The organism is Scytonema hofmannii PCC 7110, from assembly GCF_000346485.2.
GTDB classification, from domain to species: domain Bacteria; phylum Cyanobacteriota; class Cyanobacteriia; order Cyanobacteriales; family Nostocaceae; genus Scytonema; species Scytonema hofmannii.
In genome coordinates this window covers 9,720,044-9,734,762 of record NZ_KQ976354.1, presented here as the reverse complement: position 1 = coordinate 9,734,762, position 14,719 = coordinate 9,720,044, and the positions used below count along the sequence as shown (strand labels likewise).

At 42.0% G+C, this 14,719-nt stretch carries 13 protein-coding genes; 6 read left to right on the top strand and 7 right to left on the bottom strand.

The genetic code is table 11. From position 1 onward, the window contains the following. Positions 1-37 precede the first annotated feature (37 nt). Positions 38-1,075, bottom strand: a complete 1,038-nt coding sequence (thiL, locus tag WA1_RS41000; protein WP_017742836.1) for a thiamine-phosphate kinase — start codon at positions 1,073-1,075, stop codon at positions 38-40. 42 nt (positions 1,076-1,117) lie between these two features. On the opposite strand from thiL, the gene WA1_RS40995 reads away from it, so the two are divergent. Then, positions 1,118-1,690 carry a Uma2 family endonuclease gene (locus WA1_RS40995; RefSeq protein WP_017742835.1) on the top strand — a complete coding sequence of 191 codons (573 nt, stop codon included), beginning with the start codon at positions 1,118-1,120 and terminating at the stop codon, positions 1,688-1,690. Between the two features lie 84 nt (positions 1,691-1,774). On the opposite strand, the gene WA1_RS40990 is transcribed toward WA1_RS40995, so the two are convergent. From WA1_RS40990 to smpB, 4 genes are all read right to left on the bottom strand, one after another. After that, a complete protein-coding gene (locus tag WA1_RS40990) occupies positions 1,775-2,881 on the bottom strand; it encodes a peptidylprolyl isomerase (protein WP_017742834.1) in 1,107 nt (368 codons plus the stop codon). 90 nt (positions 2,882-2,971) lie between these two features. Then, entirely contained in the window at positions 2,972-3,670 is a 699-nt protein-coding gene (locus WA1_RS40985) for a rhomboid family intramembrane serine protease (RefSeq protein ID WP_017742833.1), read from the bottom strand. Between the two features lie 211 nt (positions 3,671-3,881). Further along, complete coding sequence (locus WA1_RS40975) at positions 3,882-4,595, bottom strand: rhomboid family intramembrane serine protease (protein ID WP_026134577.1); 714 nt, start codon at positions 4,593-4,595, stop codon at positions 3,882-3,884. 162 nt (positions 4,596-4,757) lie between these two features. Further along, complete coding sequence (gene smpB / locus WA1_RS40970) at positions 4,758-5,225, bottom strand: SsrA-binding protein SmpB (protein ID WP_017742830.1); 468 nt, start codon at positions 5,223-5,225, stop codon at positions 4,758-4,760. Between the two features lie 426 nt (positions 5,226-5,651). Between smpB and WA1_RS40965 the strand changes: the two genes are divergently transcribed. Beyond that, positions 5,652-5,948 (top strand): WGxxGxxG family protein, encoded by a 297-nt coding sequence (locus WA1_RS40965; protein WP_017742829.1) that lies wholly within the window; start codon positions 5,652-5,654, stop codon positions 5,946-5,948. 147 nt (positions 5,949-6,095) lie between these two features. Here the strand turns inward: WA1_RS40965 and WA1_RS40960 are convergent, their stop codons facing one another. Next, a complete protein-coding gene (locus WA1_RS40960; RefSeq protein WP_017742828.1) occupies positions 6,096-7,481 on the bottom strand; it encodes an IctB family putative bicarbonate transporter in 1,386 nt (461 codons plus the stop codon). Positions 7,482-7,763: 282 nt separating this feature from the next. Continuing rightward, positions 7,764-9,341 (bottom strand): GAF domain-containing sensor histidine kinase, encoded by a 1,578-nt coding sequence (locus WA1_RS40955; RefSeq protein WP_017742827.1) that lies wholly within the window; start codon positions 9,339-9,341, stop codon positions 7,764-7,766. Between the two features lie 911 nt (positions 9,342-10,252). On the opposite strand from WA1_RS40955, the gene WA1_RS40950 reads away from it, so the two are divergent. The 4 genes from WA1_RS40950 (at position 10,253) to WA1_RS40935 (ending at position 14,609) form a co-directional block, all read left to right on the top strand. Continuing rightward, a complete protein-coding gene (locus tag WA1_RS40950; RefSeq protein ID WP_017742826.1) occupies positions 10,253-11,380 on the top strand; it encodes a DegT/DnrJ/EryC1/StrS family aminotransferase in 1,128 nt (375 codons plus the stop codon). A 71-nt stretch (positions 11,381-11,451) separates the two neighbouring features. Beyond that, positions 11,452-12,339 carry a cyanoexosortase B gene (gene crtB, locus WA1_RS40945; RefSeq protein ID WP_017742825.1) on the top strand — a complete coding sequence of 296 codons (888 nt, stop codon included), beginning with the start codon at positions 11,452-11,454 and terminating at the stop codon, positions 12,337-12,339. Between the two features lie 3 nt (positions 12,340-12,342). Next, entirely contained in the window at positions 12,343-13,125 is a 783-nt protein-coding gene (locus WA1_RS40940; protein WP_017742824.1) for a cyanoexosortase B system-associated protein, read from the top strand. Positions 13,126-13,229: 104 nt separating this feature from the next. Further along, positions 13,230-14,609 (top strand): polysaccharide biosynthesis/export family protein, encoded by a 1,380-nt coding sequence (locus WA1_RS40935; RefSeq protein WP_017742823.1) that lies wholly within the window; start codon positions 13,230-13,232, stop codon positions 14,607-14,609. Positions 14,610-14,719: the final 110 nt, after the last annotated feature.

Here is a 14,719-nt window from a genome sequence, read left to right as displayed (position 1 = left end):
TTAGTAGCCAAAACCACTATCAACTATCAACTAACCACTAACCAAAATGCTGAAATCCCCGATTAAGTGTGAGAACTTGGTCGGGATTTTTTTTGTCTTGGTCGCGTAAAATTACTGTTGACTCATTGGTAATTGTCCCCACGATCGCAGCATTTTTTTCAAGTGTTTCTACAAACTTTTCTGCTACTTCCTCGGGCATACACAGTACAAGTTCAAAATCTTCGCCGCCGTATAAGGCATATTCTAGGGCTTGTTCTTTGGTTAACCAAGAATGGAATGCTTCAGGGAGGGGAATTTGCGTACTCTCAACAACAGCACCTACTTTACTGTTGCGGCAAATTTGGATGACAGCATCTGCTAACCCATCACTGCTGTCCATTCCAGAAATAGGGAGTGGGGAATAGGGAGTGGGGAGTGGGGAGTGGGTCGCTAAGATTTTCCAGAGTATGGGTAGGACATCAAGTCGCGGTTGGGGACGCTGATGTGCTTTGATTAAGGTTGTGCGATCGCGAGTACTAAGATTTTTCCCTAGTTCGGGATGTAGAAGTAATTGTAAGCCAGCAGAGGAAGCACCGTGAATTCCTGTCACGACGATCGCATCTCCTACTTTGGCATTGTCGCGACGGATGGTTTGCAGTGGGTTAACTTGACCGAGTGCAGTAATAGCTATGGTTGTGGTGGGCGATCGGACTATATCTCCGCCAACAATAGGTGTATCGTATTTTTGCAAGCATTGTGACATTCCCTGGTATAATCTCTCAACCCAACTGACAGCAAGATGACCGGGTAGTCCCAAGCCAACCGTAATGCCCAATGGAGTTGCTCCCATTGCTGCTATGTCAGATAAATTGGCTGCTGCTGCTCGCCAACCAACATCCTCTGGAGAAGTGGTAATATCGCTGAAGTGTACGCCATCAATTAACACATCGGTTGTGACGACTATAGATTTTCCCGGTTCAGTAGAGAGCACAGCCGCATCATCTCCAACAACGTCTGGAGGACAATAACGCTGCAATCTTTTTAAAAGACCTTGTTCGCCAATATCTTGAACTAACGAAGAAAATTCACTATTCACGTTTTAAGTTACGATAAAAATACTGTTTTGGAGTCTGTTTGTATGGTAACCATACCAGCAATCGATCTCACCTTTGAGGAGTATTTAACCTATGATGATGGGACTGGTTTTCACTATGAACTGGTGGATGGTAGGTTAGAACTGATGAATCCACCGAGTATTGAACATTTCCTAGTTGCTAAATTGCTCGAGCAAGTGTTAGATACAGAAATTAAGCGTTTAGCTTTGCCATGGCTCTGTTTCAGAGAAACTGGAGTCAGAACTGGTAAAAAGAAATCTCGATTAACTGATATTTCTGTAGTCACACAAGAGCAAGCTAAGGACTTGAAGAATGCATCAGCAGTATTTCAGTCGCCTCCAATGCTAATAGTTGAGGTAGTCAGCCCAGAATCTGTTAAACGAGATTATCGCTACAAGCGGTCTGAGTATGCAGCATTAGAAGTACCGGAATATTGGATTGTAGATCCATTGAATACGAAAATTACAGTTTTGTTCTTAGAAGAAGGTCTCTATGAAGAGAAAGTTTTGACTGACAACCAGCAGATTGTATCGCGTACTTTTCCTGAATTATTAATTACTGTTGAACAGGTTTTTGCTGCAGGTAATCTTGGTTAATTTTGCGAGAAAATTCACGTAGGTAGGGCTAAAGCCCACCATATACGTCGTGTGGTGGGCTTTAGCCCTACTACGGGTAGTAGTTTAAGTAACGTTAGGTTCTACTAAATTCTCAATCCCTTGAATGACTCTAGCAGATTCAATTTTGTCACCTGCTTTCAGTTCGTCCAAAACTTCTTTTCCTTCAGTAACGTAGCCAAAAACAGCATAGCGACCATCAAGTAAGTTGCGTCCTGCTGGAGTTAGTTCTGGTTCAAATAGAAAGAAGAAGACTTGTGAAGAACCCCCATTCACATCCCGTTCGGGACGTGCTAAAGCTAAAGCACCAAAGGCAGAGAAGGGAAGAACAGGTAAGTCAGTATAACGACCTGCTTCTTCTAAGGTGATACCGTAAGTAGGTTTTTTATCGCCTTTTACAAGTACTTCTAAAGGAATGGCACGGTATTTACCTGTTTTTGGGTCAATAAAACCTACATCTTTACCAGGTGGATCTCCGGTTTGTAAAACGTAAGATTCTTCAGAACGGGTGAATTCCAAGCCATTATAAAAACCCCGTTGTACCAAATCAACAAAATTCCCAGAGGTCACAGGGGCGCTGTAGCCATCTACAACGATAGTCAGGTCACCTTTACTGGTTTTTACTTCTACAGTTGCACGACCTTTAAGTTGAGGTAAATTGCTATATTCAGTTGGTACTTCAAAGGGAAATTCCTTCACCATTGACTCTTCTAAAAGACCAACCAAGCTGAGTAGTTTAGCCCTTTGTTCCTTAACTTGTTCTTTGTTTTTTGTTTTAACCACTTCTTGCAAAGTGTTAACGCCAGATTTTAACTCAGAAATCCAAGCCTCAGCTTGAGGCTTTCGGTCATCTGAGACAGTGGCTAAAAGTTGGGCAGGTTTTTCAAGAATACGCGATGCTTTGCTGAGATCTTTAGAAACAGCACCCCAACGTCGATTTGCTCGCAATTGGTTCGATATGTCTTCTAAACTCGCTTGCAGTTCCCGCACGGGTTTATTATCTACAGGAAGTGCGTACCGTAAAAGAGATGTACCATCAGTAATGGCGTTGCCTGCAGGCAGTGCAGCACTACAAGATGGTGTCCACCCAGCTGTACTTATTCCTAAAAATAGAGTGACCAGCAGCAGTGCAATGAGACTGTTATTCAGCCAGGATTTCAAGATTTTGAACATGGGATGGCTTCAATGCAACATCAGATTGTTAACAAGACTTAACCCACTAATAATCTTCCCACAGGTCTGACTTCTTACTTCTGCCTTCTTTCACTCGTAATCTTGCTTAAATAAGCCCAGTAAAGGACCGAGAATCAAACCAAACACAAAACCACCTATATGCGCCCAATACGCAACTCCACCTGTCTCCACACTCATGGCAGCAGGTTGCAAGCTAACAAGACCGGATATCACATTTTGGACAATAAAGAGTCCTATCAAAATCATTGCAGGAACTCTGATTGTCGTTATGAAAAATCCTAAGAAGACTAATGAAACGACTCCCGTGCGCGGAAAGCGAATAATGTAAGCACCCAAAATGCCTGAGATTGCACCACTTGCCCCCAAAGAAGGAATTGTAGAGTTTACACCAACTAGCCATTGACACAAAGCGGCTAGAGCACCACAACTTAGATAGAAAATTAGGTATTTAAAATGACCCAAACGATCTTCAATATTGTTACCGAAAACCCATAAAAATACCATATTGGATATGAGATGCCACCAACCGCCATGCAAAAATTGTGACGTAAACAAAGTAGCCCACTCAGGTACGGATTGATTGACTGACGCACCAGCAAAGCTAACAGTTAACTGTCGTGGTACTACGGCATATAACTGTAGAAACTGCTCTAGTTGCGTCTCTGACAGACTTACTTCATGAAGAAAAAGTAATACGTTCATACCAATCAACCCATAGGTAATAAATGGGGTGATTCGCGTCGGGTTTTCGTCGTAAAGGGGAAACACAGGTGTTTTTCCTAATTAGCCACTACCTGAAATATAGCTTGTTAGGGGATTTTGGATTTTGGATTTTGGATTTTGGATTTTGGATTTTGGATTTTGGATTTTGGATTTTGGATTTTGGATTTTGGATTTTGAATTGGGAATTGGGATCTAGAATCTTCTCCCTTGTCTATCCCTACTCCCCACTCCTTACTCCCTACTCCTCATCCCCTAATTACCTGTACCAAGGCTCTTCTTTAGGTTTATCGTTAAATAACCCCAGTAATGGACCGAGAACTGCGCCGAAAAGAAATCCACCCGCATGCGCCCAGTAGGCAATACCGCCAGTATCAACGCTGGTGGGTGCTTCTAAACTCGCAGCTCCGGAGATGGCTTGTTGAAGAAACCAAAACCCTAAGAAATAGAATGCTGAGATGCGAAATGTTGGAAAGAAAAATCCCAGTGGAATGATACCGAGAATTTCTGCTTTCGGAAACCGAATAATGTAAGCACCCATAACGCCTGCGATCGCACCACTTGCTCCCAAAGAAGGAATTGAGGAATTTTGTGCAAAATACCACTGACTCAAAGATGCTAAAATACCGCAGGTCAAATAGAAAAATAAATATTTAAAGTGACCCAACTTATCTTCAACGTTGTTACCAAAAATCCATAAAAACAACATATTGCCAGCCAGGTGCAGTATCCCCCCATGTAGGAACTGAGAAGTAATCAACGTTGACCACTCTGGCACTGGTTGATTAACTGGAATCCCTGCAAAACTAGCTGTGAGTTCTCGCGGTACAACAGCAGCAAGGTGTAAAAATCCGTCTAATTCTTTTGCGGGCAGACTCGCTTCAAAAAGAAAAGCTATGATGTTAGCAGCAATTAGCCCATAAGTGACGTAGGGCGTGATTGACGTGGGATTATCGTCTCTGATTGGAACCACGGGAGTTTTTCTCCATTTTTGAAGAACCATCTCAGAATATCTAATTTTTTTAAAACTTTCTTCTAACCTATGACCTAACTAGGGAGTGGGGAGTGAGGGAGTGAGGGAGTGAGGAAGAAAATTTCCCCAATCCAAAATCCAAAATCCAAAATCCAAAATCCCTCAATAGACTTTCATTGCCCGTTGCATCTCGCGCTGATCTTGGCGTTTCTTAATATCTTCACGTTTATCGTGAATTTTTTTACCTTTTGCCAGGGCAATACTGATTTTTACCCAGCCACGCTTGAGATACATCTTTAGAGGTATCAATGTTAAACCTTGCTGTTCGACTTTGCCAATCAACTTGCGAAGTTCATCACGACGCAACAGCAGCTTGCGCGTGCGACGGGGTTCGTGGTTGAAATACTGGCTGCTAGCCGTGTAAGGAGAAATATGGACGTTAATCAGCCATGCTTCTCCATCGCGAAGCAAAGCATACCCATCTTGAAGATTGACCTTACCTGCACGGATTGACTTCACCTCGGTTCCTGTAAGCTGAATACCAGCTTCATATGTTTCCAAAATCTCGTATAAATACCGAGCTTGACGATTATCGCTAATAACTTTGTAACCTTCGCTTTTTTCGCTCATTGAGGATAATATTTACGTACAGTGTGTTAAAAAAGTTAATATGGAAAAGACAGTAAATGTCTACAGATAAGAAAAATTTACATAAATCTTTGTCTGATTATTCTTTATCTTTACTAATTTAGCTTTTTTACACTGTTTTTGGTGGTTTGTATTGTTAATTAATCTTTTTTTGCGGGGATGTTTGGAAACTATTGGGCGAATAGAATCGGCTCCTACACAAACGAAGGGGCGCTACGCAGAGTCAGGAAAAATAGTTTTTTGAATACCTTGAAAGCATTCACCCTTTAGCCTTTATTCCTTAAAAAAAATTTTGTATATCTTCCGATGAGTCCAAACAGAGTTTATTTTACTGCCACAGAATGATTTTGTTTGAGGAGGGACTGGATAAATTTGTGATTGAACGCGAAAGGAATTTGGATTTTAACTATGACAAGCAAATTGACTACAGCAATTGGCGCTAGCATTATCGGTTTAAGCCTAGCTATTATGCCCCTAACTTTACCTGCTTCTGCCCAAACCAATAATACCGATCCTGGTACTGGAACAACTCCTGGCAACACCACAAGCGACACAACAACTTACCGTGGTGATAATGATTTTGATTGGGGTTGGTTGGGTTTACTTGGACTTTTAGGGTTAAGTGGTTTAGCTGGTAGACGTCGTGAAGAACCATCTCGTTACCGTGACCCCAATGCAGTTGGTAGCTCTACCTACAGAGAATAATCTCAGTTTTTGCTTGGCACAGCTATCTAACAAAGAATAGAACACAGGCTTTTTCAATTGAATACCCAGCAACTCAAAGAAAAGCCTTAGAATATAGTGAATCTAAGGCTTATTTAATAATCCAGTTAAAGTGTTATGGGTCACTGGTCACTGTTTACTGGTCACTGGTTTGTAGTAGCTAGCAATCAAAGCGACCATTAGCCACCAAACTGTATTCACTTCAGGACGAAACCAGACAGTATCAACCGTGTTGTGACCAAGTGTTCCCATTAGCGCTGCGATCGCACCAATAATCCAGAAGCCATCCACACTGCTTGACTCTCGCAAACGTCGCAGCTGCAAAAAACCTGTATTAAAAACGACAATAAGCAGCCACAAAAAGCTGGCTAAACCAATAAACCCAGTTTCCACAGCTATCTCTAAGAAAATGGAATAGGCACTCAATGCGGTGTAACGAGGAAGTTGGTAGAGAGGATATATTTTGTTAAAAGCGTTGTGACCGGGTCCAATCCCAGTCAGAGGGTAATCCTCAATCATCTTAAAAACAGCAGTCCAAACATTCTTACGAAAGTTGTTACTACTATCATTTCTATCCGCAAAAATACTTAAAAAACGTTCTCGTACTGGTTCAACAAACAAAATTGCCAGCAGTAATACGCCTGTTAAACCACCCAATATCAACCACAAAGACCATTTGCGCCAGAAAGGTGGCATATGTACGCTGAACCAAAAGTACAACAATCCTAGCAAAGTCAGAACAGAGACAATCAATCCAATCCAGCCACCACGGCTAAAAGTCAGAATTAAACAAGCACCATTAACAATCAGCATTGTTAATGCTAGCGCTTTCGTTAACCAACTTCGCCATGCAAAAATTGCAACTGCGCTTAAAGCGACAGCAGGTAAGAGATACCCAGCTAATAAATTGGGATTGCCAAGATAACTGTAAACCCTTGTTGTTTTTGACAAAGAAGACATTGGGTCAACCCAGGTAGCCAACGCTGGTGCTCCAAAAAACCATTGTCGCAATCCATACACGCTTACAATTAGAGATACGTGTAAGTACAGACCAATTAACCACGAACGAAAGCGAGGAAACTTAAGAACTCGTGCACAAAGAGCGAACAGTAACAAGTAAAGCGTAAAATTTCTTAAATCGGTGAACGCTGCTTTCTTAACGGGTGATAATGCTGTAGCTACAACAGCAACCCCCCAGTAAAGCAATATCGGCAGGTGAATGGGAGTAACACTAGGGGCATTTGGTGAAGTAGTTTCGTCAGATAGGGTTAATAGGAGCCAAAATCCACCACAAGCAGCCATTATTAACCCTAATAGGTCATTCGCCACAAAAGGAGCAAGCCCGTATATCAAGCTGAGCAAGGCTGTTGCTATTGTTTCTCCCCACTGCATGAGAATACTACTTTGCCGCCAAGAGTGAAGTAACCCCACAACAGAGCGATGCAGGTAACTGGTAGCAAAATATTCTTTCAACGGTAAGTAGGATAAAGTGAATTGTTGCCAAATTAAATTCATATACAACACTGTGAATAGATAGCACGCCCGCGCACAACTTTGATAATCATGATAGTCCCTGATTCTAGAAGTTCATGACGCAGATGGCAAATTGTCAGTCGCCAATTTAGTCGCTAGTTATTGTTGGGTCTAGGTTTTATACTAACCACTCACCATGACAGGCGAGACGCCTGTCCTACACCACTAACCACTAACCACTAACTATATATATGTCAGCCAAGTACCCAATAATCTGGACAATTTGCAATGCTAATCTAGCACAGTCACTTTGCACTCCCCAAATTAAAATTCGCCTGGAGCTTCTACTGTGCTTGAACTTATCAACGGTAAACTTAGCACATAGCGATACCCGGATTCTGATGAACCTTGAGCCGAAATTTGTCCGCCATGTAGATGTGCTAAACGACAGCTTAGTTCTAAACCCAAGCTCTCACGAGTTACATTTCCAGATGATTTAGTAGAATTTAAGTTAGTGACGATAGCAAGGACATCTGAAGCAGGAGGATTTAACTCTGTTGGCTCTTCGGTCATTACAGACAAATCGGAGACATCCTCAGATAAGTCTGAACGATCGTTGCCATTATTACTATAAGTTGAAGCACTAGCAGTAACCTCCAGCATTGGCGCTAAACTCTTAAGGCGGAAGTAAGGCTCTACGTCTGTGATACCGTCACCAAGCCAAGGATGTGAGACCCAAACTGTAATGTTGACCAGATTGTCTTTGTAGGAAACGTGAATGCGAACAACACTTCCTGTGGCAGAAACTTGAATTACATTAAAAACCAGATGATATAAAATTTGTCGTACTTTATCTTTATCTAAAGGTAAGATGCGACTGCGCCCTGGTTCTATGGATAAACGAATTTCTTGCTCGCGTCTGTTAGCTGCTTCTTCTAAGGTATTGATAGCTTGTTGACAGAGCATTTCAATATCTACAGGAGCTAAATTGAGTGTTAATGGGTTTTCATCTATTGTTCCAAGTTCAGAAATTTCATTCACTAAGGACAGTAAATACCGACCGCTGTGTTGAATAATCTCCAAATACTCTCTCTGTTTGGTTGTCAAAGGACCGTAAATCTCGCGTCCTAAAACACCAGCCATACCCAGTACAGATGTTAAGGGAGTACGTAACTCTTGAGTCAGTTGCGCTAACAGTGCTAATTTCAGCTGATTGGTAGGAACTGGAACTGATTCTTTTTGAAAAACAGTTGGGTTGAGCCGAATCTCACTGATGTTCGCGTCCTTGAATGACCAAGTAGAGACATTTATGGGAATACTGCTATTTGAGCTAGCTTGCAGCAGTCGGTTGCGTTCAAATTCACTCATACTCCAGCGAGCTATGATTTGTAAAAATTCCAGGTCTCTGTTTGTAAATTTACGCGGTACTAAATCCATGACTGCCAAAGCACCCAAGCAATATCCCGAAGCATCAAATAACGGTGCTCCTAAATATGCGCGAATACCGTAATCTTGCAACAACTTACTATAAGTAGAACGTTCTGCACCAGTTAGAAGGTGTGTATCATCGATAACAATAATTTGCGAACTTTCTACGACTTTAGTGCAAAAAGATTCTCGACGTGAGAGTTGACGGCTTTGCGCCAGTTGGTTCATCAGCCCAAGTCTGGATAAGCCCACAGCTGACTTAAACCAGTGGCGCTCATGATCCATAAATCCCAAAACACAAATTTGTGCTTCCAGAAAGTGAGCAGCCGTTTGAGTCGCTTCTTCAAAAACTGGAATTGTCTCTGGTTGACGCAAACCTAAATCAGTTAATGCTTTAAGACGTTGTTGTTCTCTCGTCTCTTGAGAAGCCCAACCATCTTTGAGACTAAAGAGTTTGTTTTCAGGCTCTACCATTGCCACCGTTACCTTGATAATAGCGAGGGTACTGTAATTTACATAACCACTCGGTCTGGTTATTTGCTATTCCTAAGATTCCCCAATTTTGTGCCAGACAAACATACTAGAGAGTAATTTTTTTTTCAGTACAGGTTTTTAGCTATACAAAGGCTGTCTAACTTGATGTTCTGCTAATAATACACGATTTATCTCAGTATACGGGTAATCGTTTGGGCATTGGGTATGGTTGGTGATCGCTGACAACCAATAATAAAAATCACTCTTCCCCACTTCCTACTCCCCACTCCCCACTCCCCACTCCCTATATTCCAGATAGATGGCGTTAGTTTCAGATTCGACTTGGGTATGATTAAAACAGTGACCAGTGACCAGTGACCAGTGACCAGTGAATGGTTAATGATTTCTCATCACTGTATACGCAAGCGGTTGGATATGAAATACAATTTTTTTAATGACTAAATACAGAGTTTATTAATAAAAAAGATAGCTCAAAAATTTATAAAAAAAATACATTTCCTTTACAAAGCTGATTGTTTTAAACTTTAGGATTCAGTCAAGAATGTAACAGATGCTTAAGAGAATGTTCGAGAAGTCTAGTGACATAACAGCACCAACGAATAGAATTCGTGGCTCTACAAGCAAAATCCACCAACGCGGGTTAAATTCATCAGTCAGCGTTAGTGAACTTAGATTGTATAGTAGCGAATTCTATAGCATTGGTACAGTATTCCAAAAGGAGGCAAAAAACCCGGTTTCTCTTTCCTGCAAAACTTGATATCTCGTATGCTCAACTTGAAGAAACCGGGTTTTTGAGATTCATGTGCCAATGCTCTATTCTCTCAAACATTTTCAGACATTCTCTAAGAAACAATATTTCAAGATTTGAATTTGTGAGATTTGAACTAACAATGAATAACGTAACTGTTAAAGTTCCATTTGTAGACCTCAGTATACAACACCAAGCGATTCAACCTCAATTAGAACAGGCAATCCAATCTACGATCGCACGAGGGGATTTTGTATTGGGACTTGCCCTGAAAGATTTTGAGGTAGCATTTGCCGCAGCATCAGGAACAGAATATGGTGTTGGTGTTGCTTCGGGAACTGATGCGATCGCTCTTGGTTTACAAGCCTGTAACATTGGTCTTGGAGATGAAGTGATTTTGCCAGCCAACACCTTTATAGCCACATTAATTGGGGTGTTACGTGCAGGGGCAAAACCGATTTTTGCGGATTGCGATCCACAAACAGCGTTAATTGATTTAGAGTCAGCAGCACGGGTCGTTACACCTAACACCAAAGCCATTATTCCCGTACATCTTTACGGTCAGATGGTATCGCCACGGCAGTTGTTAGACTTTGCTGACACATATAAACTAATCATTTTTGAAGATGCAGCCCAGGCACATTTAGCAACAAGAGAAGGATATCGAGCAGGTTCTGTGGGGATAGCAGCAGCTTTTAGTTTCTATCCCAGCAAAAATTTAGGGGCATTTGGAGACGGAGGAATGCTCTTGACAAAAGATCCAGATGTAGCTCAGAAAATGCGCTGCTTGCGGAATTACGGTGCAGCGCAAAAATATGTTCACGTTGAACCGGGTACAAACAGCCGTTTAGACACGTTGCAAGCTGCTGTACTGTTGCAAAAGCTACCACATTTGCCAGAATGGAACCGTCAGCGTTGGAATGCTGCACAGCAGTACGACGCCGAACTAGCACCATTAGCATCAAGTGGCATTATTCCCATACAAAATGAAAGCGAGGAGGGACACATTTATCATCTTTACGTTATCAAAGTTGATAGTTCTTGTCCCATGACACGGCAGCAAATTCAAGAAAAAGTAGCTGCAGCAGGAATTCAGACGGGAATTCATTACCCAATACCCTGCCATCTTCAACCAGCCTTTACCTATCTAGGTTATCAAGTTGGAGATTTCCCTAAAGCCGAAATGCTGTCAGAGCAAATATTATCCTTACCCATGTATCCTGGTTTAAGTAGTACTCAAGTTAAAGAAGTTGTGTCAGAACTTTGTTAGTGGTTAGTGGTTAGTGGTTAGTGGTTAGTAGGCTATTAGCCATTAGCAAATATAAATTGCTAGAAATAAAAATGCAAATTCAACGTCAGCTAAAAAATACAAATGCCTCACAATTGGTAATTCTAGCGATACTGATTATCCTAGTGTTGCTGTATGCTCCTGTGTTGTTGCATTGGTGGGAAGGTTGGATCAAAAAAAATATAAGTACAGAGCACGAATATTTTAGCCATGGTATCATTGGTCTTCCATTTGCTGCTTACTTATCTTGGAAAAACCGATCGCGATGGCAAAGACTTCCCAATGTTTCCCATCCTGTGGGAGCTCTTTTATTAGTAGTGGGGGCAATTTTTTATCTTAGCGGTGTTAGCGAATGGGTTAATATCTCGTTCCCCACGATACTAGCAGGAATATGCCTGTGGTTAAAAGGAGTTCCCGGCTTTAAACTACAAGGATTTCCTTTATTACTAGTGTTTTTAGCGACACCAACAGCACTGCCGTATCTCGTTGCGCCTTATACCTTACCTCTCCAAAGTTTTATCGCTGGTACTGCAGGTTTTATATTGAGTCAGTTTGGGTTACCAGTGACTGTCGATGGTATCAATATATATACGGGAGGAAGAATTGTAGAGGTTGCGCCCTACTGTGCGGGATTAAAAATGTTATTCACCACTCTCTATGTCGGCTTAATGTTGCTGGACTGGACAGGTGCTTTATCTTCTCGACGTACAACCGTTTGGTTTTTGTCTACAGCCGTTGTCATTAGTGTCAGCGCTAATATTATTCGCAATACATTACTGACTTTCTTTCACGGCACTGGACAAGAAGGTGCTTTCCATTGGTTACATGACAGTTGGGGTGGAGACCTTTACTCTGCCTTGATGTTACTAGCATTAGTACCCACATTAAATTGGATCGACCAATATTTTCATGAGGAGGGAGCAGTGACCAGTGACCAGTGACCAGTGACCAATCCAAAATCCCTCAATCCAAAATCCAAAATCCAAAATCAAATGACTTCGTTTTTTAAGGAAAAACAGTTTTCCCAGGTAGTGGTGCTATTACTGCTGCTAGTACTGTTGGCTCTAGGAGCTATTCCAGGTTATCTCAAAGGACGTTGGGAATGGCGCGAGCCACCAAAAATCGTCACTCTTAAAGAATTGAAGCAGATACGCCAAACAGGAATCTCTATTCCTGGCTGGAAAACTGTGGAACAACGGGAGCAAGAAATTGGCGCTCACAAGTGGTCATACCAACTCATTCAAAAAGAAGGTCAGCAGACTAAAGCAATTGTGTTATTGCTACCACAAAATGGGCCGAGAGATCAACCTCAAGTAGAGTGGACGGAAATTGATAGTCTGTGGCAGTGGCAAACTGCTCAAAATCGTGCTGCTGAATTTGCTGTTAAACAACCTCAAGCAGAGGCTTCTTCAAATACCGAAATTAAGGTACAAGCCAACTTTTTCCGTGGAACAGCAAACAAACAAAGTTTTGCTGTTTTGCAATGGTATGCTTGGCCTACTGGTGGCAGTGCATCACAGGTAACTTGGTTCTTGGCCGATTTATCAGCACAGTGGCACAAGTATCGCGCTCAATGGGTAGCAGTTTGTGTTCTTCTTCCAATGGAACCTTTGGGGCAAGTAGAAAAGACTTGGAATGAGGTTAAGTCAATCGGTCAATTAGTTCAGGGTGCTTTAATGTCAGGACCATTCAATGATTCAAAAGCCAAAAGTCAAAAGTCAAAATAAGATTTTACACTATATTTTTATTTAGAAAGGGTATTCCGTCTTTTATGGAAGTAAAATAAACATTCGTCAGCACTCATACTAAATTATATAGCTCCTGGTATCCTATGCGTATATTTAGCGCCCTATCTTTTATAGGTCTTCATGTTGGCGTCTATTTAATAGCAGCAACTGTTCAGCCTGTTGCTGCCCAAAATGTCCCAACTCAAGAGTTACCACCAGGATCATCTACTACGCCTCCAACAAATATCCTAGAAGAACCAACACAAATTCAACCTCCTATACCTCCTTCTGGTCTGGAGGTCGATCCATCTCTTGGCGATGGCATATCACCTCAATTTACCCGTTACCTTTTGGGACCGGGCGATGGTATCAACATTTTAGTTCAGCGCCCTTCTGGTAAGAGGTACCGTTTGGGACCGGGAGATGGCGTTGCTGTTTCAGTTCAACGCTTTCCAGATTTAAGCTTTCAAGCCCTAATCAATCCTGACGGGAATATTGTAGTTCCTTTATTGGGAACAGTTTCGCTTAAAGGCTTGACCTTAGAACAAGCCCAAGAAAAAATTCGTGTTGGTTTAAATCGTTTTGTTGTCGATCCTATTGTGACATTAGCTCTGACTGTGCAACGTCCGGAGTTAAGTTTTGCGGCTCAATTAAACCCAGAAGGCAACATTATTGTGCCACAAGTGGGAACAATATCTTTACAAGGTTTAACTTTGGATGAAGCCCAAGAAAAAATTCGTCTAAGTTTAAGCCGCATCTATGTCGATCCAGTTGTGTCAGTATCCCTAGCAGCACAGCGACCAGTTCAAATCACAATTAGTGGAGAAGTGACACGACCGGGAATTTATTCGATTTCTGCTGGACTACCCCGTGTTGGGGATGCTTTACTTGTAGCTGGTGGTTCCTCTATGATGGCAGACCTGCGACAAGTACAAATACGCAGACGCTTGGTTGATGGTTCTGTCGCTACACAAAATGTTGACCTGTACACTCCTTTGCAAAATGGGGGTTCGGTACCAAATTTACGCTTGCAAGATGGCGATGCTATTGTGATACCCCGTCGGGAAATTGCCTCGGAGGATGGTTACGATCGCAACTTGGTATCTCGCTCAACTTTAGCTGTACAGCAAATTAGAGTCAGGGTGTTAAATTATGCCTCTGGGGGGATTGTCACAATACCGCTACCTAATGGTAGTAATTTTCTAGACGCCTTAGCAGGGGTTAATCTTGACACTGCTAATCTTAAAGGTATCAAACTGTTTCGTTTCGATCCGGAACGCGGTAGAGCTATTGCTCAAACCCTCAATGCAAGAAAGGCACTCTCAGGCGATGCATCACAAAATGTGCCACTTCAAGATAACGACGTGATCGTAGTAGGTCGGAACTTGATAGGTAGAATCACAAATGCTATCAGTCTTATTACCCGTCCTTTCATCAGTATAAATGCTTTCCTCGACTTCTTTAACGACTTTGGTGGCGATTAAGTGTTTGGCATAACATAGTAGGGTAACCAGTGACCAGTGACCAGTGACCAGTGACCAGTGACCAGTGACTTCAGTCACTCCCTACTCCCACTCTCCCACTCCCTACTCCC

Excerpts from the sequence above, each read along its gene's own strand:
- WA1_RS40995 (WP_017742835.1), top strand. The coding sequence starts at position 1,118 with ATGGTAACCATACCAGCAATCGATCTCACCTTTGAGGAGTATTTAACC.
- WA1_RS40990 (WP_017742834.1), bottom strand. The coding sequence starts at position 2,881 with ATGTTCAAAATCTTGAAATCCTGGCTGAATAACAGTCTCATTGCACTG.
- smpB (WP_017742830.1), bottom strand. The coding sequence starts at position 5,225 with ATGAGCGAAAAAAGCGAAGGTTACAAAGTTATTAGCGATAATCGTCAA.
- WA1_RS40965 (WP_017742829.1), top strand. The coding sequence starts at position 5,652 with ATGACAAGCAAATTGACTACAGCAATTGGCGCTAGCATTATCGGTTTA.
- WA1_RS40960 (WP_017742828.1), bottom strand. The coding sequence starts at position 7,481 with ATGAATTTAATTTGGCAACAATTCACTTTATCCTACTTACCGTTGAAA.
- WA1_RS40955 (WP_017742827.1), bottom strand. The coding sequence starts at position 9,341 with ATGGTAGAGCCTGAAAACAAACTCTTTAGTCTCAAAGATGGTTGGGCT.
- WA1_RS40950 (WP_017742826.1), top strand. The coding sequence starts at position 10,253 with ATGAATAACGTAACTGTTAAAGTTCCATTTGTAGACCTCAGTATACAA.
- crtB (WP_017742825.1), top strand. The coding sequence starts at position 11,452 with ATGCAAATTCAACGTCAGCTAAAAAATACAAATGCCTCACAATTGGTA.
- WA1_RS40935 (WP_017742823.1), top strand. The coding sequence starts at position 13,230 with ATGCGTATATTTAGCGCCCTATCTTTTATAGGTCTTCATGTTGGCGTC.